Source organism: Actinomadura sp. K4S16, from assembly GCF_008327685.1.
Taxonomy (GTDB): Bacteria; Actinomycetota; Actinomycetes; order Streptosporangiales; family Streptosporangiaceae; genus Spirillospora.
Map to the genome: position 1 here is coordinate 202,579 of NZ_BDDE01000016.1, position 23,378 is coordinate 225,956.

Annotated in this window: 19 protein-coding genes and 1 pseudogene; 12 read left to right on the top strand and 8 right to left on the bottom strand. The window is 71.7% G+C overall.

Annotation, left to right across the window (positions count from 1 at the left end; translation table 11 throughout):
- Positions 1–69: 69 nt before the first annotated feature.
- The 8 genes from K4S16_RS24865 (at position 70) to K4S16_RS24900 (ending at position 9,936) form a co-directional block, all read left to right on the top strand.
- Positions 70–537, top strand: a complete 468-nt coding sequence (locus tag K4S16_RS24865; protein WP_149261434.1) for a single-stranded DNA-binding protein — start codon at positions 70–72, stop codon at positions 535–537.
- 423 nt (positions 538–960) lie between these two features.
- Positions 961–2,250: a GGDEF domain-containing protein gene (locus K4S16_RS24870; RefSeq protein WP_149261435.1), complete on the top strand. Its 1,290-nt coding sequence runs from the start codon at positions 961–963 to the stop codon at positions 2,248–2,250.
- 46 nt (positions 2,251–2,296) lie between these two features.
- Entirely contained in the window at positions 2,297–3,961 is a 1,665-nt protein-coding gene (ettA, locus tag K4S16_RS24875; RefSeq protein WP_149261436.1) for an energy-dependent translational throttle protein EttA, read from the top strand.
- 174 nt (positions 3,962–4,135) lie between these two features.
- Positions 4,136–5,674, top strand: a complete 1,539-nt coding sequence (locus K4S16_RS24880; RefSeq protein WP_200842090.1) for an aldehyde dehydrogenase (NADP(+)) — start codon at positions 4,136–4,138, stop codon at positions 5,672–5,674.
- A complete protein-coding gene (locus tag K4S16_RS24885) occupies positions 5,671–7,014 on the top strand; it encodes an enolase C-terminal domain-like protein (protein WP_268843271.1) in 1,344 nt (447 codons plus the stop codon). The genes K4S16_RS24880 and K4S16_RS24885 overlap by 4 nt, the downstream gene beginning before the upstream one ends.
- Before the next feature lie 39 nt (positions 7,015–7,053).
- Entirely contained in the window at positions 7,054–7,485 is a 432-nt protein-coding gene (locus tag K4S16_RS24890) for a thioesterase family protein (RefSeq protein WP_149261438.1), read from the top strand.
- Positions 7,482–8,075 (top strand): GNAT family N-acetyltransferase, encoded by a 594-nt coding sequence (locus K4S16_RS24895; RefSeq protein WP_149261439.1) that lies wholly within the window; start codon positions 7,482–7,484, stop codon positions 8,073–8,075. Before K4S16_RS24890 ends, K4S16_RS24895 begins: the two co-directional genes overlap by 4 nt.
- A gap of 448 nt (positions 8,076–8,523) precedes the next feature.
- Entirely contained in the window at positions 8,524–9,936 is a 1,413-nt protein-coding gene (locus K4S16_RS24900; RefSeq protein ID WP_235037066.1) for a S28 family serine protease, read from the top strand.
- An 82-nt stretch (positions 9,937–10,018) separates the two neighbouring features.
- Here the strand turns inward: K4S16_RS24900 and K4S16_RS24905 are convergent, their stop codons facing one another.
- The 4 genes and pseudogenes from K4S16_RS24905 to K4S16_RS24920 all read right to left on the bottom strand — a co-directional run bounded on the left by K4S16_RS24905 (position 10,019) and on the right by K4S16_RS24920 (position 13,679).
- Positions 10,019–11,587 (bottom strand): glycoside hydrolase family 13 protein, encoded by a 1,569-nt coding sequence (locus K4S16_RS24905; RefSeq protein ID WP_149261441.1) that lies wholly within the window; start codon positions 11,585–11,587, stop codon positions 10,019–10,021.
- Positions 11,588–11,611: 24 nt separating this feature from the next.
- Positions 11,612–11,977 (bottom strand): annotated as a pseudogene (locus tag K4S16_RS24910) (globin); the annotation flags it as partial.
- Between the two features lie 72 nt (positions 11,978–12,049).
- Positions 12,050–13,093, bottom strand: coding sequence for a mechanosensitive ion channel family protein (locus K4S16_RS24915; RefSeq protein ID WP_149261443.1), 1,044 nt, complete (start codon positions 13,091–13,093; stop codon positions 12,050–12,052).
- A gap of 286 nt (positions 13,094–13,379) precedes the next feature.
- Positions 13,380–13,679: a hypothetical protein gene (locus tag K4S16_RS24920; protein ID WP_149261444.1), complete on the bottom strand. Its 300-nt coding sequence runs from the start codon at positions 13,677–13,679 to the stop codon at positions 13,380–13,382.
- Positions 13,680–14,071: 392 nt separating this feature from the next.
- Between K4S16_RS24920 and K4S16_RS24925 the strand changes: the two genes are divergently transcribed.
- Both K4S16_RS24925 and K4S16_RS24930 read left to right on the top strand, forming a co-directional pair.
- Positions 14,072–15,721, top strand: a complete 1,650-nt coding sequence (locus tag K4S16_RS24925) for an XRE family transcriptional regulator (RefSeq protein ID WP_375708345.1) — start codon at positions 14,072–14,074, stop codon at positions 15,719–15,721.
- A 5-nt stretch (positions 15,722–15,726) separates the two neighbouring features.
- The gene (locus tag K4S16_RS24930; RefSeq protein WP_149261445.1) at positions 15,727–16,332 is read left to right on the top strand and encodes a GNAT family N-acetyltransferase; all 606 of its coding nucleotides are present in this window, start codon (positions 15,727–15,729) and stop codon (positions 16,330–16,332) included.
- A gap of 614 nt (positions 16,333–16,946) precedes the next feature.
- Here K4S16_RS24930 and K4S16_RS24940 read toward each other — a convergent pair.
- Together K4S16_RS24940 and K4S16_RS24945 are read right to left on the bottom strand one after the other, a co-directional pair.
- Positions 16,947–17,732: a class I SAM-dependent methyltransferase gene (locus K4S16_RS24940; RefSeq protein WP_149261447.1), complete on the bottom strand. Its 786-nt coding sequence runs from the start codon at positions 17,730–17,732 to the stop codon at positions 16,947–16,949.
- Positions 17,729–19,831 (bottom strand): prolyl oligopeptidase family protein, encoded by a 2,103-nt coding sequence (locus tag K4S16_RS24945; RefSeq protein WP_149261448.1) that lies wholly within the window; start codon positions 19,829–19,831, stop codon positions 17,729–17,731. Before K4S16_RS24945 ends, K4S16_RS24940 begins: the two co-directional genes overlap by 4 nt.
- A gap of 262 nt (positions 19,832–20,093) precedes the next feature.
- Here K4S16_RS24945 and K4S16_RS24950 point away from each other — a divergent pair, with 262 nt between their 5' ends.
- Entirely contained in the window at positions 20,094–20,603 is a 510-nt protein-coding gene (locus tag K4S16_RS24950; RefSeq protein WP_149261449.1) for an HNH endonuclease, read from the top strand.
- Between the two features lie 31 nt (positions 20,604–20,634).
- Entirely contained in the window at positions 20,635–20,853 is a 219-nt protein-coding gene (locus K4S16_RS24955; protein ID WP_089309617.1) for a zinc ribbon domain-containing protein, read from the top strand.
- A 22-nt stretch (positions 20,854–20,875) separates the two neighbouring features.
- On the opposite strand, the gene K4S16_RS24960 is transcribed toward K4S16_RS24955, so the two are convergent.
- Both K4S16_RS24960 and ilvD read right to left on the bottom strand, forming a co-directional pair.
- Positions 20,876–21,226, bottom strand: coding sequence for a DUF1330 domain-containing protein (locus K4S16_RS24960; protein ID WP_149261450.1), 351 nt, complete (start codon positions 21,224–21,226; stop codon positions 20,876–20,878).
- A gap of 99 nt (positions 21,227–21,325) precedes the next feature.
- Positions 21,326–23,188 (bottom strand): dihydroxy-acid dehydratase, encoded by a 1,863-nt coding sequence (gene ilvD / locus K4S16_RS24965; protein ID WP_149261451.1) that lies wholly within the window; start codon positions 23,186–23,188, stop codon positions 21,326–21,328.
- Positions 23,189–23,378 lie beyond the last annotated feature (190 nt).

Consider the following 23,378-nt stretch of genomic DNA (forward strand, 5'->3'; position numbering starts at 1 on the left):
GCGACGCCCGGCCGGGGCTGCCGTCGCTGCGCCACCGTTGTCCTCGTACGCGAGACAACGGAGGACGCGATGAACGAGGCGCTTGTCACCATCACCGGCTGGGTAGCGGCCGAGCCCCGCTACGCCGTGACGGCCAACGGCCACCCCTTCCTGTCGCTGCGGGTGGGCTGCACGCCCCGCCGCTTCGACCGCCAGACCAACCAGTGGCAGGACGACGAGTCCCTGTTCGTGACGGTGAACTGCTGGCGCGGCCTCGCCGACAACATCAACGCGTCCGACCTCCAGCGCGGCACCCCGGTCCTGGTCACCGGCCGCCTGCGCATCCGCCAGTACGAACGCGACGACCAGTGGCGCTTCTCCGCCGAGGTGGAGGCCACCACCCTGGGCCCCGACCTGTCCCGCGGCACGGTCGACTACCGCCCCGCCCAACGCAGCGGCCCCCTGACGGACGAAGACCGCCAACTGGCCCGCGAAACCGCCGACCAATGGGCCCTGACCACCCCCACCGACCAGGAGGAGGAACCCAAGGCCGCCTGACCCACCCCGCGCAGTCGATCCCGACCTCAAAGCCCCGGCCGCCGGGCCCGGTCGGCGGGCCGGTGGCCGGGTTCGGCCGCCCGTTCGGGCGCGCTGGAACCCCGGGGCCTGCCTGGCCGCGGAGTTTTTCGTGGCGAGCAGGGGTGGGCTGGGATGTCCGGGTGGGGGGAGGTCGCGGGTCGCAGGTGGTGGGTCCGTGTGGGCGTGCCCGCTGCTTTGGTGGCTTTCTGGCAGGTCAGATCCAGGAAACGCCGCGCATGATGGTCCCCCTCAGGATGTGCCGGGCGCCGTGAGATGTCAGGCCCGGACGCCGGTGATCAGATCGGTCACCCGCTTGGCGTTCCCGAACGTACCTGTTTCACGCCCGTTCCGCACACGTTGCAACTATCGTATTACACAACGTGATGTGCGTAAGGGGGAAGGATGACGGCAGTGCAGTCGTCCGCCGAGGACCGGGGTGGGGAGCTGGCGCGCAGGCCGAGGCGCAGGGCGCGACTCAAGCGTCCGTCCCTGCTCGTGGTCTACGTGCCGGTGGTCGTCGCCGTCCATCTGGGGCTCACCGTCGCGGGGCTCCTGGAGACCCCGTTCCGGGGCGACGATCTGATGACCTTCGGCGCCCTGCTGGCGTGCAGCGCCGTGTGCATCGAGGCGACGCGCAGGCTGGGGATGCCGGCGGGCGTCGCGCGCGACCTGCTGTCGGCCTGGTGGCTGCCGGTAGCGCTGCTGCTGCCGCCGGTGTACGCGCTGCTGATCCCGGTGCCGCTGCAGGCGCTGCTGCAGTTCCGCGTCCGCCGGACGCTGATCTACAGGCGGGCGCTCGTCGCCGCGGCGCACGGGATCGCCGGGGCGGGCGCGTCGGTGGTGTTCCACCTCGTGGTGCCCGATCCGCTGCAGGGCGCGCCGCAGTGGGTCGTCGACGCCTACCCGGGCATCCCGGCGGCCGTCGGCTGCGCGGCGCTGTTCACGGTGGTGAACACGGCGATCGTCGCGGTCGCCGCGCACGCCGCCGATCCCGAGAGCCGCTGGCGGGACGTCCTGTGGACGCGCGAGAGCCTCCTGCTCGACGTGGTCGAGCTCTGCGTCGGCATCCTCGTGGCGATCACGAGCGCGCTGTCGCTGGGGCTGCTGCTGCTCGCCCTGCCGCCGGTGATGCTCCTGCAGCGCAGCCTGATGCACCAGCAGCTCCAGGCCGCCGCGCGCACCGACGCCAAGACGGGCCTGCTGAACGCCGCCGCGTGGCAGCGCGAGGCCGACACCGAGCTGTCCAGGGCCCTGCGCACCCACGACGCCGTCGCCCTCCTGCTGATCGACATCGACCACTTCAAGCGCGTCAACGACACCCACGGCCACCTGGTCGGCGACCAGGTGCTGGTCGGCGTGGCCAGCACCCTGGGCCACCAGCTGCGCGACTACGACGTGGTGGGCCGGTTCGGCGGCGAGGAGTTCGTCGTCCTGCTGCCAGGAGCCGACACCGTGGAGGCCTGCCGCGTCGCCGAGCGCCTCCGCGGACGGGTGCGCCGCCTCGCCGTCCCGGCCGAGGAGGGCACCGTCACGGTCACGGTCTCCGTGGGCGTCTCGCTGTTCCGCACCCACGGCCAGGACCTCCTGGAACTCCTCGCGGCGGCCGACCTGGCGCTCTACCGCGCCAAGTCCTCGGGGCGCGACCGGGTGTGCCTCCCCGCCCTGGAGGGGCCCAAGCCGTCCGACAACTGAGGCGCGACGCGATAAACAGGTTCCAGGACCCCCTAGTCTTGACGACATGGCCGAGTACATCTACACGATGCAGCGTGTGCGCAAGGCACATGGCGACAAGGTCGTCCTCGACGACGTCACCCTGCATTTTCTTCCGGGCGCGAAGATCGGCGTCCTGGGGCCCAACGGCACCGGTAAGTCGACGCTGCTGCGCATGATGGCCGGTCTGGAACAGCCCTCGAACGGCGACGCGCGCCTCATGCCCGGTTTCTCCGTCGGCATGCTCCAGCAGGAGCCGCCGCTGAACGAGGAGAAGGACGTCCTCGGGAACGTCCAGGAGGGCGTCGCCGAGACCAAGGCGATGCTCGACCGGTTCAACGAGATCGCCGAGCTGATGGCGACGGACTACTCCGACGAGCTGATGGAGGAGATGGGCAAGCTGCAGGAGCAGCTCGACCATCGCAACGCGTGGGACCTCGACAGCCAGCTCGACCAGGCGATGGACGCGCTGCGCTGCCCGCCCGGCGACGCCGACGTGTCGAAGCTGTCGGGCGGTGAGCGCCGGCGCGTCGCGCTGTGCAAGCTGCTGCTGGAGGCGCCCGACCTGCTGCTGCTGGACGAGCCCACCAACCACCTGGACGCCGAGAGCGTCCAGTGGCTGGAGCAGTTCCTCGCCAAGTACGAGGGCACCGTCCTGGCCGTCACGCACGACCGGTACTTCCTCGACAACGTGGCCACCTGGATCCTTGAGCTCGACCGGGGCCGCTGCTACCCCTACGAGGGCAACTACTCCGTCTACCTGGAGAAGAAGGCCGACCGGCTCAAGGTCGAGGGCAACAAGGACGCCAAGCGCAAGAAGCGCCTCGAGGACGAGCTGGAGTGGGTCCGCTCGAACCCGAAGGCGCGCCAGACCAAGAGCAAGGCCCGCCTGGAGCGGTACGAGGAGATGGCCGCCGAGGCCGCGAAGCACCGCAAGCTCGACTTCGAGGAGATCCAGATCCCGCCGGGCCCGCGCCTCGGCCAGACGGTGATCATCGCCGACAAGCTGACCAAGGGCTTCGACGACCGGCTCCTGATGGACGACCTGACGTTCAACCTCCCCCCGAACGGGATCGTCGGCGTCATCGGCCCCAACGGCGTCGGCAAGACCACGCTGTTCCGGATGATCGTCGGGGAGGAGCGGCCGGACGCGGGCGACCTGCGGGTCGGCGAGACCGTCAAGATCTCCTACGTCGACCAGGGCCGCGGCGGCATCGACCCGAAGAAGACGGTGTGGGAGGTCGTCTCCGACGGCCTGGACCACATCAACGTCGGCCAGGTCGAGATGCCGTCCCGCGCCTACGTCGCGGCGTTCGGGTTCAAGGGCCCCGACCAGCAGAAGCCCGCCGGCGTCCTGTCCGGCGGCGAGCGCAACCGGCTCAACCTGGCCCTGACGCTCAAGCAGGGCGGCAACGTCCTCCTGCTGGACGAGCCGACCAACGACCTGGACACCGAGACCCTGTCCAGCCTGGAGAACGCCCTCCTGGAGTTCCCCGGGTGCGCCGTGATCACCTCGCACGACCGGTGGTTCCTGGACCGCATCGCCACGCACATCCTCGCGTGGGAGGAGGGCTCGAACTGGTTCTGGTTCGAGGGCAACTTCGCCGACTACGAGAAGAACAAGATCGAGCGGCTGGGCGCCGACGCCGCCCGCCCGCACCGGGTCACCCACCGCAAGCTGACCCGCGACTGACCCCGTCGCCACCGGACGGCCGCGCGATCACGATCGCGCGGCCGTCCGCGTTCCCGCCCGAAAACGGCGATACCGGTCGCGCATCGAACGATGCGTTTTTCGTGTTGGACAGGTATCGATCACGTCTCCTATCGTCCGGGTTCAGACACTCCGCCGGACCGAGAGGACGGGACGTTGGCGCGGCTCACCGGGCAGATGCTGATCGGTTCCGAGCACGTCACCGGGACGGGGGAGGCGATCACCGCCGTCGATCCCCGCACCGGTGAACGCCTCGCGCCCGAGTACCGCTACGGCGGCGACGCCGAGGTGGACCGGGCCTGCGCCCTCGCGGAGGAGGCGTTCGACGCCTACCGCGCGACGGGGCCCGAGGAGCGGGCCGCGTTCCTCGAATCGATCGCCGCCAGGCTCGACGACCAAGCCGGCGATCTCGTCCGGCGTGCCGCGTCCGAGACGGGACTACCCGAAGCCCGGTTGACCGGGGAGGTCGCGCGCACCTCGGGGCAGTTGCGCCTGTTCGCCTCCGACCTGCGCGCGGCCGTGAAGCCCGGCGCCACCGCCCGCTACGGTTCGCATCCGCCGGAGGGCGGCGGATCAGCAGCGGGCGGCCCGGCCGTGAGCACCGACCCGCCGGGCGAGGGCGCGCCCGAGATCCGGCAGGGACGGGTGCCGCTCGGGCCCGTCGCGGTGTTCGGCGCGAGCAACTTCCCGCTGGCGTTCTCGGTGGCGGGCGGCGACACCGCCTCCGCGCTCGCGGCGGGCTGCCCGGTGGTCGCGAAGGCGCACGACGCCCACCCCGGCACCTGCGAGCTGGCCGGCCGGGCCGTCTCGGAGGCCGTCCAGGAGGCCGGGCTGCCCGAGGGGGTGTTCTCGATGCTGTACGGGGACGGGCCCACGCTCGGCATCGCGCTCGTCACCGACCCGCGGGTCCAGGCCGTCGGGTTCACCGGTTCCCGGAAGGCGGGCCTGGCGATCGCGAGGGCGGCGGCGGCCCGCCCGCGGCCGATCCCGGTCTACGCGGAGATGAGCAGCGTCAACCCGGTCTTCCTGCTGCCGGACGCGCTGGCCGAGCGCCCCGCCGAACTGGCGGAGGAGTACGTCGGGTCGGTCACGCTCGGCGCCGGCCAGTTCTGCACCAACCCGGGCCTCGTCTTCGCGGTCGGCGGCTCCGGCCGCGACGCCTTCCTGGACGCTGCGGCGACGGCGATCGAGGCCGCACCCGGGGCCCCGATGCTCACGCCGGGCATCGCCCGCGCCTACGCCGAGGGCGTCGAACGGCTCGGCCGGCGTCCCGGCGTGAAGATCCTCGCACGCGGCCGGGAGCCCGAAGCGGCGGCCGGATGCCGCGCCGCCCTCGCGGCCGTGGACGCCGGGGACTTCGGGCCCGACCTCCAGGAGGAGATCTTCGGCGCCTGCTCCCTCGTCGTCCGCTGCGGCGACCTCGACGAGGCCATCGGCCTGGCGCGCGGGCTGGAGGGCCAGCTGACCGCGACGATCCACGGCGGGGGCGAGGCGGCGGCCCGGTTGCTGCCCGTCCTGGAACGGCTCGCCGGACGGATCCTGTGGGGCGGATGGCCCACGGGCGTCCGGGTAGGGCACGCGATGGTGCACGGCGGGCCGTACCCGGCGACGTCCGACGCGCGGACGACGTCCGTCGGGAGCCTCGCCGTCGAGCGGTTCCAGCGGCCGATCGCCTACCAGGGGGTTCCGCGGTGAGCACGCCGGTCGTCACCGGGATGCGGGTCGTCCCGGTCGCCGGGAGCGACAGCATGCTGCTCAACCTGGGCGGCGCCCACGGGCCGTTCTTCACGCGGAACATCGTGCTGCTCAGCGACTCGTCCGGCAGCACGGGCGTCGGGGAGGTGCCGGGCGGCGAGGGCATCCGGCGGACGCTGGAGGAGGCCCGCGAGCTGGTGGTCGGCAGGCCCATCGGACGGTCCGACGAGATCCTCAACGCGGTCCGCGCGGCGTTCGGCCACCTGGACGCGGGCGGGCGCGGCCCGCTCACCCACGACACCAGGATCGCCGTCCACGCGCTGACCGCGATCGAGTCGGCGCTGCTCGACCTGATGGGGCGGTTCCTCGGCGTGCCGGTGGCGGCGCTGCTCGGGGACGGCGTCCAGCGCCGGACGGTCCCGGTGCTCGGCTACCTCTTCTACGTCGGCGACCGGAACAGGACGGACCTTCCCTACGAAGCGCCACCGGAGGGCGCGGACGGCTGGGAGCGGGTGCGCCGGGAGGAGGCGCTGACGCCCGAGGCGATCGTCCGGCAGGCGGAGGCCGCGCAGGAGCGGTACGGGTTCGCCGACTTCAAGCTCAAGGGCGGGGTGCTGCGGGGCGAGGAGGAGGCGGAGGCCGTGCGGGCGCTCGCCGAGCGGTTCCCCGGCGCCCGCGTCAACCTGGACCCGAACGGCGCCTGGTCGCTGGAGGAGGCCGTCCGGCTCGGCACCGCGCTGCGGGACGTCCTGGCCTACGCCGAGGACCCGTGCGGCGCCGAGCACGGCTACTCGGGCCGGGAGACGATGGCGGAGTTCCGCCGCGCCACCGGCCTGCGCACCGCCACCAACATGATCGCGGTCGACTGGCGGCAGCTCGGCCACGCGATCCGGCTGGACGCGGTCGACATCCCCCTCGCCGACCCGCACTTCTGGACGATGCGCGGCTCGGTGCGGGTGGCGCAGCTCTGCGAGGCGTGGGGGCTGACCTGGGGCTCGCACTCCAACAACCACTTCGACGTGTCGCTGGCGATGTTCACCCACGTCGCCGCGGCCGCGCCCGGCGAGATCACCGCGATCGACACGCACTGGATCTGGCAGGACGGCCAGCGCCTCACGCGGGAGCCGCCGCGGATCGCGGACGGCGCGATCGCGCTGCCCGAGGGCCCGGGGCTCGGCGTCGACGTCGACGAGGAGCGGATCGAGGAGGCGCACGACCGCTACGTCCGTTACGGGCTGGGCGACCGCGACGACGCCGCCGCGATGGAGTACCTGGTGCCGGGCTGGCGGTTCGACCCGAAGCGCCCGTGCCTCGTCAGGGACTTCACCTCACCCGGGTAGCATCGGGCCGACCCCGGTTCCCCTCACCCAGGCGAGGACATGCAGCAGTTGCCCACGGCCGAGTACCGGCACGTCTACGAGTTCAAGATCCGGTTCGGCGACATCGACTCCCAGGGACACGTGAACAACGTCAAGTTCCTCGGCTACCTTGAGGACGCCCGGCTGGAGATGTTCCACGGCGACCCGGTGCGCAAGGGCGAGCAGCCCGTCCGCGGCATGGTGATCTCGCGGCACGAGATCGACTACCGGCACCCGCTGCTGCCGACCGTCTATCCGATCCGGGTGGAGACGTGGGTGACCGAGGCCCGTGCGGCGTCGTTCAAGCTGGCCTACGAGGTGCGCGACGACGACCACCTGTACGCCGAGGCGACCTCGACGCTCGTCGCGTTCGACGTGGAGGCGAACCGGCTGCGGCGGTTCACCCCCGAGGAACGGGAGTTCATCGGCCGGTACGTGGCGCCCGGGTCATGACCGCCCTCGCCGGGCCCCCGCCCGCGCTGGAGGGCCGCAGGCTCGGTGTCCGCCTGCGCGCCGTCCAGATGGCGGACGCGGAGGCGCTGGCGGCGCTGTACCGGGAGAACCGCGACTACCTGCGCCCCTGGGAGCCGGAACGCGACGAGGCGTACTTCACCCTCGGCGGCCAGCGCGACAACCTGCGCGAACTGACCGAGGCGTACGCGGCGGGGGAGATGTGGCCCGGCGTCATCCTCGCCGGCGGTGAGGTCGCCGGACGCATCACGCTCAACAACATCCTGCGCGGGCCTCTCCAGAGCTGCTTCGTCGGCTACTGGGTCGCCCGCGCACACGCCGGCAGGGGCGTCGCCACCGAGGCGGTCAGGCAGGCACTGGACGTGGCGTTCGGCGAGCTGCGCCTGCACCGCGTCGAGGCGTTCACGCGGGTCGACAACCTCGCGTCCCAGCGCGTGCTCGAACGCAACGGCTTCACCCCCGTGGGGACGGCCCGCCGCCACATCCACCTGGACGGGCGCTGGCACGACGAGCGCCTCTTCGAGCGCCTGGCCCCCTGGGACGACGGCTTCGCCCTCGTCCCCCCGTCCTGATCCCTTCGCTCCCGCCTTCCCCCGCTTCTCGACCTGCACGCCGACCTCCGGGCCCCGGCGGCCGAGTCATCGTCGTGAGGGCTGCCGCCGTCAGGCTTGCCGATGCCCCGCGCTCGGCCGGGGCCCGACTCGACCGCCGCACTCGGCGGGGCCGACTGCCCGGGGGCGGTCTGATCTCCGGTCACCGTTGGTCGCCGTTCCGGACGTGATCGACGTTCGGCGAGCGGTCCCCGCGTTCTTCCAGCGCGAACGCCATTGCCTGGCTGATCACGTTTCCGCCTCTCCTGGGGTTGATTTCCGGTCTGATCGGGTGACAACCGGGGCGTCACGGATAGGTAACAAGCCCAACAGCAATCCGTTTTGGCCGGGCTTCTCCCTCTAGGGTCGCGACGCGAATGTGGAGAACCCACGTGAAAGGGGCACAATGCGGCGCGTCTCACGAGGAGCCATGGCACTGCTGCTCGCCGCGGGCATGACCGGGGCGGGCGCCACCGCGGCGCAGGCCGCGGCCACGGCCCAGGCGGGCACGGCGAAGGCCGGCGCCGCCCAGGCGGGCGACATCCTCGCCCAGCTGAAGGCGATCCCCGGCATGCAGGTGACGGAGAAGCCGTCCACCCTGCCGGGCTACCGCTGGTTCTGGCTCGAGTACCGGCAGCCGGTCGACCACCGCAACCCGCGGGGGCAGTGGTTCGAGCAGCGCATCATGTTGCAGCACAAGTCGGCGGACCGTCCCATGGTGCTCTACACCAGCGGGTACAACACGCCCGAGGTGATGTTCACCTCCGAGCCGACGGCGCTGGTCGACGGCAACCAGATCTCGGTCGAGTACCGGTACTTCACCCCGTCCCGTCCCGAGCCGACGGACTGGAAGAAGGACACGATCTGGCAGGCCGCCACCGACGAGCACCGGCTGATCGGCGCCCTCAAGACCATCTACCAGGGCAAGTGGATCTCGACGGGGGCCAGCAAGGGCGGCATGACGGCCGTCTACCACAAGCGCTTCTACCCGCGGGACGTCGACGGCAGCGTCGTGTACGTGGCGCCGAACGACGTCAACAACAACGACGACCGCGCCTACGACAAGTTCTTCCAGACGGTGGGCACCGACCCCGAGTGCCGCGCGAACGTCAAGGCGCTCGCGCGCAAGTTCCTCGAGCGCCGCACCGAGATGCTCAAGCGCTTCAAGGCCGCCGCCGACGAGAACGGCTGGACGTTCGACATCCTGCGCACCCAGGACCGCGCGTTCGAGAACTCGGTGATGGACTACGAGTGGGGCTTCTGGCAGTACAGCCTCCAGTCGGCCTGCGCGACGCTGCCGAAGGCGGCGGACGCCACGGACGACCAGCTCTACGAGACGCTCGACAACATCTCGGGGCTGTCGTTCTACAGCGACCAGGGCCTCGCCCCGTACATCCCGTACTACTACCAGGCGGGCACCCAGCTCGGCTGGCCGACGCCGAAGTTCAAGCACCTGCGGCCGCTGCTGCGGTACGAGGACAGCTACCAGCCGCGCACCTACGTCCCGCGCGACATCCCGATGCGGTTCGACAACGGCCGTGCCATGCGCGACATCGACAGCTGGGTGCGCGGCAACGCGAACCACATGCTGTTCCTGTACGGCGCCAACGACCCGTGGGGCTCCGAGCCGTTCCGCCTCGGGCGCGGCAGCCGCGACTCGGCGGTCTACGTCGCCCCGGGCATGAACCACAGCGGCCGCCTCATCGCCAAGCTGCCGAGTGACCAGCAGTCCAAGGCGATCGCCGACGTCAAGCGGTGGGCGGGCCTCGGGGCCGGCATGCAGACGTTCAAGGCGGGTCTGGTCGCCGACGACCCGCTCCAGCTCCAGCGCCCGCCGCTGTAGCCGGAGGCACCTCCAGCGAAGTCCGCGGTGTGCCGGACCGTGCGTCGACCCCTCGCACGGACCGGCGCACCGCGTCGCGCTTTCAGGGGGCGGTCAGCCAGGCGGCGGTGTTGCCGGGGAGCAGGTCGCCGTAGAGGGGCGTGCTGGTCAGCAGCGGGATCCCGGCGGGGAGCCGCACCGGGTTCTCGCCGCAGTTGAGCGCGCAGACGAGCGGCCCGCGGCGGAAGAAGAGGGCCGTGTCGGGGGAGTCGATCCACTCCAGTTCGTCGGGGAGGCCGTCCTTCAGGCGGCGGCGCAGGGCGAGCGCCTCGCGGTACCAGTTCAGCATGGAGGACGGGTCGGACGCCTGCGCCTCGGCGGTCACGGACGCCCATCCCCGCGGCATCGGCAGCCAGGGCCGGACGCCGTCGGGGGAGAAGCCGTAGGGCTCGGCGGGTCCCGACCACGGCAGCGGCACCCGGCAGCTGTCGCGTCCGGCGGTCCGCCCGTTCGTGCGCTTGAAGATGGGGTCCTGCCGGGCCTCGTCGGGCAGGTCGGTCACCTCGGGCAGGCCCAGTTCCTCGCCCTGGTACAGGTAGGCCGACCCGGGAAGCGCCAAGAGCAGGAGCAGCGCCGCCTTGGCCCTGCCGTGCCCGATCCCGGGAAGCCCGCCCGGCTGCTCGTAGCGGGTGACGTGGCGGACGGAGTCGTGGCTCGACAGCACCCACGTCGGAGCGGCGCCCATCGGCGCGACGGCCTTCAGCGCGGCGTCGATCACTTCGCGGAACGCCATGGCCGACCACGGAGCCAGTTGCAGGTCGAACTGGAAGACCTGGTGCAGTTCGTCGGGGCGCAGATAGAGCGCGAGGTCCTGCGGGCCGTCCGTCCACACCTCGCCGATGGCCATGCGGTCGTCGTATTCGTCGAGGATCTGCCGCCATCTCCGGTACACGTCGTGGACTTCGGGACGGCTGTACATGGGGCCGTTCAGCATGCGCCGGTCCTGGCCGTGGAGGTCGCGGAACGACTCGTCCTTGAACAGGCCGGCGGCGACGTCGATGCGGAAGCCGTCCACGCCGCGGTCGAGCCAGAACCGCAGGATGTCCTCGAACTCGTGGCGCACCTCCGGGTTGCGCCAGTTGAGGTCGGGCTGCTCGGGCGCGTACAGGTGCAGGTACCACTCGCCGTCGTCCAGCCGCGTCCAGGCCGGGCCGCCGAACGCGGACGGCCAGTCGTTCGGCGGGTCCTCCTCGCCGGGACGTTCCCCTGGCTTGCCGGACCGGAAGATGTAGCGCGAACGTGCGGGCGACCCGGGCGGCGCCGCCAGCGCCTCCCGGAACCAGCGGTGCCGGTCGGAGGAGTGGTTGGGGACGATGTCGACGATCATCCGGAGGCCGTGGTCGTGCGCGTCCGACACGAGGGCGTCGAAGTCGTCCAGCGTGCCGAACCGGGGGTCGACGTCGCGGTAGTCGGCCACGTCGTAGCCGCCGTCCGCCAGCGGCGAGGTGTAGAACGGGGTGAGCCACAGCGCGTCCACGCCGAGGTCGCGCAGGTGGCCGAGCCGCGAGCGGATCCCCTGGAGGTCGCCTTCGCCGTTCCCGTCGGCGTCGGCGAAGCTGCGGACATAGACCTCGTACACGACGGCGTCGCGCCACCACGGGATTCGCGTCATACGAGGCGATCTACCCGCTTACGTCGGGGCGTTCACCATGCTCTGCGCCGCCATCGTGAAGTAGTTCCAGAGCTGCTTCTCGAGGTCCTCGGGGAGCCCGAGCTCGTCCACGGCGACCCGCATGTGCCGCAGCCACGCGTCCCGCTCGGCCGAGCCGATGACGAACGGCACGTGCCGCATGCGGAGCCTCGGGTGGCCCCGCCGCATGCTGTAGGTGTTGGGGCCGCCCCAGTACTGGATCAGGAACAGCCGCAGCCTCTCCTCGGCCGGACCGAGGTCCTCCTCGGGGTAGAGGGCGCGTAGCTCGGGGTCGTCCGCGACGCCCTGGTAGAAGCGGTGGACCAGCCGGTGGAAGGTCTCCTCGCCGCCGACCGCTTCGTAGAAGGTCACCTGTTCAGCCATAGCGGTCCCACCCTATGTGAGGGGCGTCCCATTCCTCACCTTGATCCATCCGGAAGACGGCTAGGGCGTGGGGGTGGCGACGGTGACCCCCGCCTCGTCGAACGCGCGCTTGACGCGTTCGCGCAGCTCGCGGGCCACGTCCCCCTGCTTGCCCGGCGCCGTCTTCAGCACGACGCGGATCACGATGGCGTCTCCGGCGAGGGCCTGCACGCCCCACACCGACGGCTGCTCCAGGACGAGGTCGCTCCAGGGCGCGTCCGCGGCCATCCCGTCGGCGGTGGCCTGCAGGATCTCCTTGACCTTCTCGGTGTCCTCGTTGATGTCGACCGGGATGTCGAGGACGGCGCGGCCCCAGTTCTGCGACTCGTTCCCGACCTTCTTGATCTCGCCGTTCGGGACGTACCAGACGACGCCGTTCACGTCCCGCATGCGGGTGACCCGCAGCGTGACGGCCTCGACCGTCCCCTTTGCGCTGCCCACGTCGATGACGTCGCCGACGCCGTACTGGTCCTCCAGCAGCATGAACAGCCCGGCGAGGAGGTCCTTGACGATGTTCTGCGCGCCGAAGCCGACCGCGACGCCGATCACGCTGGCGCTGGCCAGGATGGGGGCGAGGTTGAGGCCGAGCGAGCCGAGGATGCTGAACGCGGCCGTCCCCATGATGATGACGGACGCGATGGAGCGCAGCACCGAGCCGAGCGTCTGGGCCCGCTGGGCGCGCCGCTTGTTGAGCAGCGCCGGGCTGCCCTCGAAGACCGTCCGGGACCGCTCCCGGACCTTCTCCGACATCGTGCCCTCGGCCATCCGCAGCGTGACCTTGGTGATCATCCGGTGCGCGATGTTCTTCACGATCAGCGCGACCACGAAGGTCACGATGATCCACAGCAGGGTGGTGAGCGGCTTGTCCAGCCAGGTGGCCCAGAACTGGGTGAAGTCGGTGTTCTTCGAGATGTTCCAGACCAGCCGGCAGGAGATGCTGGGGTCGGTGCTCTTGCAGGCCGCCTCGGGGGTGCCCTTCTCGGCCCAGGGCAGCAACGGCTTGGCGACCGGCGACACGGCGAGCGGCGCGGCGAGCGGCACGCTGATCGACGCGACTAGAGACATGGTGTGGCAGACCCTCCCCGGCCATTGTGGTGCCTCGACACCTCGCCGTGGACCCGCGGCGGGCACGAGCCGATCGTAGGGGACTGTTCCGACCGGTTCGTACGACCGCCGGGCGTGTGGCGGGGCCCGGCCGGGGAGGGGGCCTGCCGGGCGAACGTGCCCCGCGAGGTCGCTGCTGCCGCGCCCTTCTCGCCGCGGCCTCGCGGGACACGCCCGGCCTTGCGGGACGCCCCGTCGGGGCGCCCGGGTCTGTGGTGGGGCTCGGACCGGGCCGGGGCCCGGGAGCTCAGGTGCGGCCGCTCACCTCGCGGCGGAGCGGCTGGAGGACGTGCGCCAGCTTGAGGGCGGCGCCGCCCACGTCGTCGACGCGGTGCATGCGCTCGCCCCACGACCACCAGAAGTAGTGGTCCTTGGTCTCGGGAGCCGGCGCGCAGGTGACGTCCTCGGCGAGGCTCGCGGCCTCGGGGTTCACGACCCTGAGGAAGGCCGGCCCCGAGCGGGTCCTGACGACGCGGGCGACCAGGCCCCGCGTGTCGAGTTCGTGTTCCAGCTCTTCGAGGTAGCCGACGCGTCTGTCGCTGACCACCTTCGCACCCCCTCCATCGGCGGGCGGTCCGCCCGCGGGCCCGGAGCCCGGTCGACCGGGCGGTCGACTCTCCGGATTCGTTCGATCACACCATGCGAGAATTGCAACTCTCACGGTGACCGGTCAAGGGGTCGGTCGGGCGGCGGAGAACCGGATTTCCCCACCTCAGAGGAAGTCCCTCCTCCGGCGGAGGAAGAATCTCTACCCGAGGGGTGCCGGGCGCCTCCCGGACATCACCACTTGCCGGGAATCGCTTGGCGGTGGCTGTGACCAGGATTACGCTGCGTGCGCAAGAGATTATCTGTTGTGGCCATTTCGACCGGTCGCCGTGGCACGGACGACCGCCCACCCCCCGAGTGGACGGCGCTCCGGCACGACGGTGAGGAGGCCGGATGTCGGATCCCCCTCGGAAAGAGACGGACGTGGCTCGCCGGATCCGCGCGCACGCCCTGGCCCGGGGGCGGGGGCCGGTCGAGATCGCGCAGGAGATCCACGAGCAGTGCGGGCCGCTGTTCGGCACCAGCCGGATCAAGGCGCACCGGCTGGCGCACGGCGTCGCGCTGTCCGACATCGTGGCGCAGGTCAAGGCGCTCTACGAGGTCGACGGCAAACCGCCGCCCCGGTTAGGGGAGACGCTGCTGTCCGCCTACGAGAGCGGGTACAAGCGTCCCGGCCCCGAATACCTGCACTACCTCTGCGCCGTCTACCGGGTGGAACCCGACGCGCTCGACTACCAGAGCCCCTGCATCTGCGGGCGTGGCCACGCGGCCCGCGCGGGCGCCGCGAGCGTCCCCCAGCCAAGGGTGCCGGACCGCCGTCCGGTGCCCGACCCCGACGCGATCGTCGGGTCGATCGTGCCCAGGAGCGATGAGCGCCCCTGGGCGACCGTCAGCGAACTACGGGGCCATGACCGCGCCGAAGGCCCCCTGACCATTGATGTTGGAGAGGAGGACATCGTGCTTCGTAGGACCCTTCTGCAGTTGCTGGCCGGAGCGGGCGTGGCGCTCGACGGTCAGTTCCTTGGGGCCGTCGACAACCTGCGCCGCAAGATGGACGACACGCTCGTCGGCGCGACCGTCTCGCCGACCATGCTCGACCAGTGGGAGGAGACCACCTACGGCTACGGCCGGCAGTACCAGGCGACCCCGTCGCTCCGGATGCTGTGCGACGTGCTGCTCGACTTCAGCGAGGTGCGGCGCATGTGCGACAAGCGCCAGCCCGTCGAGCTGCAGGAGCGGTTGTGCCGGATCGCCGCCCAGCTGTCCGGGCTGTCCGGGCTGATCATGATCAACCTGGGGGACCACCGGCTCGCCCGCTCGTTCTTCCGCACCGCGCGGACCGCCGCCGACGAGACCGGCGACCGCCAGCTGCGCGCCTGGGTGACCGTCCGCGAGTCGCTCGTGCCGATGTACTACGGCGACCCGCGCGAGGCGCTCCACCTGGCCCGCAAGGCACAGGACCTCGCCGGCCGGACGCCCGGCGTCGCCGCCGCCATGGCCCCCGCCGTGGAGGCGCGCGCCCTCGGCATGCTGGCGATGCGCGGGCGCGGCGACGCCGCGCCCAGCGCCCGCCGGGCGCTCGTGCGCGGGCGCTCGGTGTTCGACCAGCTCTCCAAGACCGACACCTCCGACCTGGTGTTCGGGTTCACCGACCGGCAGATGGCCTTCTACGAGGGCGACACGTTCACCAACCTCGGCGACCACCGGCAGGGCGACGAGGCGCTCAGCCACGCCCTCACCCTGTACGCGCCCACCGACCGCGTCGACCTGACCCTGGTGCGGCTCGACCGGGCCATGTGCAAGCTGCACGCCGGCCACCCCGAGGCCGCGCTGACGGCCGGCCGGGAGGCCATCTTCGACCTGCCCGCCGACCACCGGTCCGACATCCTCGTCCACCGGGCCCGGCAGATCGGCGCCGCGGTCGCGACCAAGTGCGGCGAGATACCGGAGCTGAAGGACTTCTACGAGGCCCTCTCCGGGCCGTGGGTGACGAGCCCCACCCAGGATCCCCCCGCCGCCGTCCGCCCCGGGGAGCAGGTCTGAGCGGAATGAGCACGCCCGACAGCGCCTCCTGGCAAGACCACCCCGTCCTCGTCCGGCTCCAGGACGATCCCCCCGAATGGCGGTACGGAGACCTGCGGATCCGCCGCTACCACGCTCCCGACCACGCCGTCGTCCTCGCCCTGCACCGCGAGGGCCTGGCCCAGGTGGGCCTGCGCCCCGGCGACGGCGTCTACTACGACCACGACTTCTTCCAGATGGAGGCCATCTACCTCCGCAACAACGGCGAGTTCCTCGTCGGCGAGCTCGGCGACCGGATCGTCGCGATGGGCGGCCTGCGCCGCGCCGACCTCATCCCCGGCGGCCACGCCCGCGCCTACGGCGGCTACGCCCCCGGCGCACCGGCCCTCGACGCCGCCGAGATGGTGCGCCTGCGCGTCCTGCCCGCCGTCCAGCGCCGCGGCTACGGCACCGCGCTCGTCCAGGCCCTGGAGGAACGCGCGGTGGAGTACGGCTACCGCATCCTCCGAGCCGACACCACCGAACTCCAGACCCCCGCCCTCTCCCTCTACCGCAAGTTCGGCTGGACGGAGACCCGCCGCGAGACCATAGGCGGCATAGTCAACATCTACATCGAGAAGAACCTGCGCTGAACCCCCACCCCGCGCCCGTCGCGGGCCCCCGCACCCCACCACCACGCAACAACTTCAGTCACCACACCAGACAAAAACCTCAGCCACCGCAGCACCACGCAACAACCTCAATGGTTGCGATCGCGTCCAAAGGCAGATTCGAGCGAAGCGAGAATCTGATCGCGGAGCGAGCCGCAAGGCGAGCCGGAGCGATGCCAGCGATCGCCCGCTTTTCCGACGATGGAGGGCCGCCAGGCCCGAAGGAGGAGGAAAAGCAATAAGCACGACCCCCTCCTGGAGGCTTCCCAACCCCAGGAGGGGGCGCTCGCGGGCACGGTTCTCCGTGCGTGTTCCCACGGCAGCGTAGCGCGATCTTCGAGCACCGTCCTCAAGATCACCTCACGGCCGACGCCCCTCGGCTGTACCCCGCAACAACCTCAACGGTTGCGATCGCGTCCGAAGGCAGGTTCGAGCGAAGCGAGAACCTGATCGCGCAGCGAGCCGCCAAGGCGAGCCGGAGCGATGCCAGCGATCGCCCGCAGTGCCCGACGATGGAGGGCCGCCAAGGCCCGAAGGAGGAGGGCACTGCAATAGGCACAGCAGGGCCGCCAGGCCCGAAGGAGGAGAGAAAGGCATCAAGCACGACTGGCTCCGACCATCTGCATGAGGGGGTAGCGGTGGTGGCGGAGGGAGGTGTAGCCGCGGGCGGTGAGGGCTCGGGTGATCTCGGTGTCGCCGAAGGCGGTGAAGCCGGTGGTGCGGCGGAGGAGTTCGGCGCCTAGGCGCGGGGTGGTGAGCGGGCGGCGGGAGGTGAGGATGACCAGCTTCCCGCCGGGTTTGAGGACGCGGGTCATGCCGTCCAGGGCCGCCCAGGGGTCGTCGAAGAGGTAGAGGGCGCCGAAGCAGCAGACGGCGTCGAAGGCGCCGTCGCGGAACGGCAGGTCGACGGCGTCGCCCCGGACGTAGGCCACTGGGTCGCCGGGTGATGTGTCGGCGACGGCGCGGGCCAGCATGGTCTCGGAGGCGTCGAGGCCGACGACCAGGCCGCCCGGTCCGACGCCGGCTGCCAGGGCGCGGGTGACGTTGCCGGGGCCGCACGCCACGTCCAGCACGGTCGCGGGCGGGCGAGCGGCGTAGCCGGGGTGCGACAGGCCGAGCCAGTCGCGTGCCGTGGCGTGCTCTTCGGCGGTGTCGGGGCCGAGCGGCCAGCCCTTCGCGAGGTTGAAGCCGACGGGCCGCCATACCTTCTCGTAGATCCGCGGAAGGAACGTCGACTCCATCACCGACTGGGCGAGGGAGGGCGAACGCTGCGCGGGCGGCCCGAGCAGGTCGAGATAGCCGCCTGACATGTCGGGCTCACCGGGCGGCTCGCGGAGCAATTCCAGCGCCCGTTCCACGGGCTCGCGCAGCGTCTCGGTCATCCTGCTATTAGACCATGCGTCAATTCGTCGTTCAGGGTGAGGCCGGTTTGTGCCGCGAGGAAGGTGAGCGTGTCGGCCATGAGGTCTGCTGAACGGGTGACCGAACGGGCGGCGTGGCCCACCTCGGCTTCGTCGCGCAGGAGGATCGGGGCGTCCGAGGTGGTCGCGTGCTGGAGGGCGGCGCACAACTTGCGGGCGTGCAGCGGGTCCACGCGGGTGTCGCTGCCGAACGTCGTGAACAGGACGGCCGGGTACGCGGTGCCGGGGTGGACGTGGTGGTACGGCGAGTAGCCGATGAGCCAGCCGAACTCCTCGGGGTCGTCGGCCGTCCCGTACTCGTCGTTCCAGGTCTGGCCGAGGCCGAACCGCTCGTAGCGGACCATGTCCAGGAGCGGCGCGGAGCACACCACCGCCCGGTACAGGTCGGGGCGCTGGGTGAGGGCCGCGCCGACGAGGAGGCCGCCGTTGGAGCCGCCGGAGATCGCGAGCTGGGACGGCGTGGTGAGACCGTCGGCGACCAGCTTCTCGGCGGCGGCGTGGAAGTCGTCGAAGACGTTCTGCTTGCGGTCCCGCATGCCGGCGCGGTGCCACTCCTCGCCCTCCTCGGAGCCGCCGCGCAGGTTGGCGACCGCGTAGACGCCGCCCGCCTCGACCCAAGCGAGGATGCTCGCCGAGTAGGACGGCGTGAGCGAGATGTTGAACCCGCCGTACCCGTAGAGGATCGCGGGGCGCGGCCCGGTCAGGCCCGGACGGGACGCGACGATCATCCGCACCTCGGTGCCGTCCCGCGAGGTGTAGGCGAGCTGGCGCGTCTCGATCTCGGGGACGTCGACCGTGCCAGGCGCGGACGCCCACAGCGTCGTCTCCCCGGTGCGCGCGTCGTAGCGCAGGACCGACGACGGGGTGACGTTGTCGGTGTAGCCGAACCAGGCCTCGTGCCCGCCCTCGGGGCGCTCGATGATCCCGCCGATGGAACCGAGCCCCGGGGTCGGGACGGTGCCGAGCCGCTCCCCGGACGCCAGGTCGTGCACGGTGATCTCGCTGATCGCGTGGCGCGTCCACCCGGCGAGCAGGACCGGGCGCTCCAGGTCGTCGAGGATCGCGAAGTCGGTGAGCACGGCCTCGGGGTCCTGGGGGACGAGGTCCCGCCACGTCCCGTAGGAGAGGTCGGACGGGTCGGCGACGCACAGCCGGGAGCGGGGCGCGTCGCGGTCGGTGAAGACGTAGGCGCGGCCGTCGCGGCCCACGTGGACGCCGGTGGAGGCGTCGACGCCCTCCTGCACGGGCCGCAGCGCGGGCGCCTCGGCGGAGGACGCGGTCAGGTCGGCGATCCACAGGTCGTTGCGCGGCGCCGTGCCCTGCGAGGCGGAGACCGTGAGCCAGCGGCCGTCGCGGCTGACGCCGACCCCGTAGTAGTTGGTCTTGTCCAGGCCCTCGCCGAAGATCAGCACGTCGTCGGCGTCGGGTTCGGTGCCGACCCGGTGCAGGTAGACGCGCCGGTGGTACTGCTCCTCGCCCTCCGGGACGTCCCGCGCGGGCAGCCGCCGCGCGTAGTAGTACGCCTCGCCGCCCGGCAGCCAGGCCACCGAGGAGTACCGGGCCCGGTCGATCGGCCCCTCCACCCGGTCGCCCGTCGCGACGTCGATGACGTACAGCAGCGACTCCTCGTCGCCGCCGGTGGACACCTTGTACGCCAGCAGGCGGCCCTCCTTGTCGGGCTGCCAGCCGTCCAGCGTCGTCGTCCCGTCCGGGTCGAGGGCAATCGGGTCGACGAGGACGCGCTCGGACCCGTCCGGGTCCGCGGTGTAGAGCACGGGGTGCTCCTGGTCGGCGCCGCGGCGGGTGAAGAAGCGCCGCTCGCCCCGCCACACCGGCGACCCGACGCTGCCCGCGCCGAGCAGTTCGAGGAGGCGGGCCCGCAGCGCGTCCCGGCCCGGCAGCGCGTCCATGGTCTCGTGGAAGAGCCGGTCCTGCGCGGCGCGCCACTCGGCGGTCTCGGCGCTGTCCGCGTCCTCCAGCCAGCGGTAGGGGTCGGCGACCCGGTGACCGTGGATGTCCTCGACGATGTCCTGGCGCTGCGCGGGCGGATACGGCGTCATGGGATGCACTTTATTGGCCGTTAAGCGCTGCCCGCCCCAGTACTCCCTACGGGTTCCGTGTTCGAGCGGTGTGCGGCTGGGGATTATTGGGGTAGCGGACGACCTCCCTCAGACGCCACACTGATTCTGGTCGGTTCGCCCCTGGGGAGGTCCTCATGGCGAGTGCGCAGGTGCCGGAGACGATAATCGGGCCTCGGTGGGAGGCGCGCTGCGCCGCGACCACCGGGGCGTCCAAGCAGTGCGGCCCGGCGGAGGGCGTCTGATGCGACAGGTCCTCCTCCTGAACGCGACGTACGAACCTCTCACCACGCTCCCTCTCCGGAGGGCGGTCTGCCTCGTGCTTCGCGAGAAGGCGGAGATCGTCCACCATGACATCTCGGGCGCGGTGCTCCATTCGGCGGCGATGACGATCGAGGTCCCGTCCGTCATCCGGCTCCGCCGCTACGTCCGCATCCCGTTCCGGACCCGCGTGCCCCTCACCCGCGCGGCCCTCATGCGGCGCGACAACTTCCGGTGCGTCTACTGCGGCCGCCGAGCCGAGACGATCGACCACGTCCATCCGCGCAGCCGCGGCGGCAAGCACGTGTGGGAGAACTGCGTGGCCTCCTGCATGACGTGCAACCACCGCAAGGCCGACCGCCTGCTGTCCGAACTGGGCTGGACGCTGAGCGTCACTCCGGCCGTCCCCAGGGGCGCGCACTGGCGACTCATCGGCCTCGTCCACGACGGCGATCCCCAGTGGGCCGCCTACGTCACCGAGCCCGCGGCCTGACGCGCACACCCCAGGGCCGTATCCTGGGGGCGTGCCTCGTTATGACTACCGCTGCCGCGCGTGCGGATCGACCTTCGAGGTCTCCCGCCCGATGATCAACGCGTCCGACCCGGCCCCGTGCCCGGCCGGCCACGACGACACGGTCAAGCTCCTGTCCACGGTCGCCGTCACCGGCACCTCCCGCGGCGGGGCGCCCCAGCCCCCGCCGAGCGCGGGCGGGGGCTGCTGCGGCGGAGGCTGCTGCTCCTGACCGGCCGTCCGTCCCCGACCGCTCAACCGGCCGCCTGGGCGGCGCGCAGCGCCCTGCCGGTCGCCGCGACGTCGTAGTTCGGCGGGACGCCGTCGAGCAGCACGGTGGTGCCGGGGATGTTGTCGGCGCGCATCGGCAGGATCTCCTGGTAGGCGTCCGATGCGTACCAGGCGCGCGCCTTGTCCGTGTCGGGGAACTCGATCAGCACGTACATGCCCTCGAGCGGTCCTTCGACCACCTCGGGCGGGGTGCCGTGCACGAGGAACCGGCCGCCGAACGGGTCCATGGTCTCCTGGATGCGCTCCATGTAGACGAAGACGTCGTCGTGCAGCGGCGGCTGGGGGGTCATGTAGGCGAGGGCGTAGGCGGTCATCGCGAGCTCCCTTTTCAGCGGTGGGGTCGGGCTGGTTCGCCCGACACCCACCACTTTGCCCGGAGCAGGGAATGGGTGCGATTACCTGACGGGTAACGCTCAGCCGTTGAGGCGGTCGAGCTGGGAGACGTCGCGCGCGGCGCCGGTCGAGGCGGACGTGGCCATCGCGGCGTAGGCGCGCAGCGCGGCGCTGACCGGGCGGTGCCGGTCGCGGGGCCGGTAGCCGCCGAGGTCGGCGAGCAGCTTCTCGCGGCGGACCTCCAGCTCGTCGGCCGGGACGTCCAGCTCCAGCGCGCGGTTCGGGATGTCGATGACGATGCGGTCGCCGTCCTCGACGAGGGCGATGATGCCGCCGCCCGCGGCCTCGGGGGAGGCGTGCCCGATCGACAGCCCGGACGTGCCGCCGGAGAACCGCCCGTCGGTGATCAGCGCGCACGCCTTGCCGAGCCCGCGGCCCTTGAGGAAGCTCGTCGGGTACAGCATCTCCTGCATGCCGGGGCCGCCCTTCGGGCCCTCGTAGCGGATCACGACGACGTCGCCGGCCTTGACCTTCCCGCCGAGGATGCCCTCGACGGCCTGGTCCTGGGACTCGAAGACGACGGCGGGCCCGGTGAAGGTCCACAGCTCCTCGTCCACGCCGGCGGTCTTGACGATCGCGCCGTCGGGGGCGATGTTGCCGCGCAGGACGGCCAGGCCGCCGTCGGCGGTGTAGGCGTGCTCGGCGGAGCGGATGCAGCCGTTCTCGCGGTCGAGGTCGAGCGACTCCCAGCGGGCGCTCTGCGAGAACGCCGAGGTGCTGCGGACGCCGCCGGGCGCCGCGTGGAACAGCTCGACGGCCTCCGGCAGGACGTCGGGGGAGCGGACGTCCCACTTGGCGACGAGCTCGTCGATCGACGCGGAGTGGATCGAGTGCGCCGCCGCGTTCAGCAGGCCGGCGCGGTGCAGTTCGCCCAGCAGGGCGGGGATGCCGCCCGCGCGGTGGCAGTCCTCGACGTGGTACTTGCCGGTGGCGGGGGCCAGCTTGCAGATGCACGGGACACGGCGGGACACCGCGTCGATGTCGGAGAGCCCGAAGTCGACGCCCGCCTCGGTGGCGGCGGCGAGCAGGTGCAGGATCGTGTTGGTGGACCCGCCCATCGCGACGTCGAGGACCATGGCGTTCTCGAACGCCTCGCGGGTGGCGATGCTCAGCGGCAGGACGGATTCGTCGTCGCCTTCGTAGTACCGCTTGGCGACCTCGACGACGGTGCGGCCCGCGTCCTCGTAGAGGCGGCGGCGGGCGGTGTGGGTGGCGAGGACGGTGCCGTTGCCGGGCAGCGCCAGCCCGATCGCCTCGGTGAGGCAGTTCATCGAGTTGGCGGTGAACATGCCCGAGCAGGACCCGCAGGTCGGGCAGGCGCTCTCCTCCATCTCGAGCAGCTTGTCCTCCGGCAGGGAGGCGTCGGCGGAGGCGATGATCGGGTCGATCAGGTCGAGCTTGTTGCCGCCCATGACGCCCTCGACGGGCTTGCCGGCCTCCATCGGGCCGCCGGAGACGAACACGGTCGGGATGTTGAGGCGCAGCGCGGCCAGCAGCATCCCCGGAGTGATCTTGTCGCAGTTGGAGACGCAGACCAGGGCGTCGGCGCAGTGCGCGTTGACCATGTACTCGATCGCGTCGGCGATCACCTCGCGGGACGGCAGCGAGTACAGCATGCCGTCGTGGCCCATCGCGATGCCGTCGTCGACCGCGATGGTGTTGAACTCGCGGGGCACGCCGCCGGCCTCCCGAACGGCGCCGGCGACGACCTTGCCGACCTCGTCCAGGTGGACGTGGCCGGGCACGAACTGGGTGAAGCTGTTGGCCACCGCGACGATGGGCTTGCCGAAGTCCTCGCGTTGCACGCCGCTGGCCCGCATGAGCGCGCGGGCGCCCGCCATGTTCCTGCCATGGGTGACCGTGCGTGACCTGAGCGGTGGCATCGTGACCTCTCCAAAACTGTGGCGTGCGGGGCGACGGGCGACTGGAGGCCCAGCCCGGCAGGGCGGGTCGCCTGGAAGTGGTACGCGCAGCGGCGGATCGCGGCGCTGCCGCCGGCTCGGCGGAGGTCGCGCCCGGGCCGGCCCGTGGGATCCGATGCTACCAACCCGGACGAGGGCAGGAAAAAAGCCG

Bases quoted from the DNA above. Each gene is read 5' to 3' on its own strand.
- K4S16_RS24930 (WP_149261445.1), top strand. From the start codon at position 15,727: ATGAGCACGCCCGACAGCGCCTCCTGGCAAGACCACCCCGTCCTCGTC.
- K4S16_RS24905 (WP_149261441.1), bottom strand. From the start codon at position 11,587: ATGACGCGAATCCCGTGGTGGCGCGACGCCGTCGTGTACGAGGTCTAT.
- K4S16_RS24915 (WP_149261443.1), bottom strand. From the start codon at position 13,093: ATGTCTCTAGTCGCGTCGATCAGCGTGCCGCTCGCCGCGCCGCTCGCC.
- K4S16_RS24950 (WP_149261449.1), top strand. From the start codon at position 20,094: ATGCGACAGGTCCTCCTCCTGAACGCGACGTACGAACCTCTCACCACG.
- K4S16_RS24940 (WP_149261447.1), bottom strand. From the start codon at position 17,732: ATGACCGAGACGCTGCGCGAGCCCGTGGAACGGGCGCTGGAATTGCTC.
- K4S16_RS24890 (WP_149261438.1), top strand. From the start codon at position 7,054: ATGCAGCAGTTGCCCACGGCCGAGTACCGGCACGTCTACGAGTTCAAG.
- ettA (WP_149261436.1), top strand. From the start codon at position 2,297: ATGGCCGAGTACATCTACACGATGCAGCGTGTGCGCAAGGCACATGGC.
- K4S16_RS24960 (WP_149261450.1), bottom strand. From the start codon at position 21,226: ATGACCGCCTACGCCCTCGCCTACATGACCCCCCAGCCGCCGCTGCAC.
- K4S16_RS24895 (WP_149261439.1), top strand. From the start codon at position 7,482: ATGACCGCCCTCGCCGGGCCCCCGCCCGCGCTGGAGGGCCGCAGGCTC.
- K4S16_RS24945 (WP_149261448.1), bottom strand. From the start codon at position 19,831: ATGACGCCGTATCCGCCCGCGCAGCGCCAGGACATCGTCGAGGACATC.
- K4S16_RS24900 (WP_235037066.1), top strand. From the start codon at position 8,524: ATGGCACTGCTGCTCGCCGCGGGCATGACCGGGGCGGGCGCCACCGCG.
- K4S16_RS24870 (WP_149261435.1), top strand. From the start codon at position 961: ATGACGGCAGTGCAGTCGTCCGCCGAGGACCGGGGTGGGGAGCTGGCG.
- K4S16_RS24865 (WP_149261434.1), top strand. From the start codon at position 70: ATGAACGAGGCGCTTGTCACCATCACCGGCTGGGTAGCGGCCGAGCCC.
- ilvD (WP_149261451.1), bottom strand. From the start codon at position 23,188: ATGCCACCGCTCAGGTCACGCACGGTCACCCATGGCAGGAACATGGCG.
- K4S16_RS24925 (WP_375708345.1), top strand. From the start codon at position 14,072: ATGTCGGATCCCCCTCGGAAAGAGACGGACGTGGCTCGCCGGATCCGC.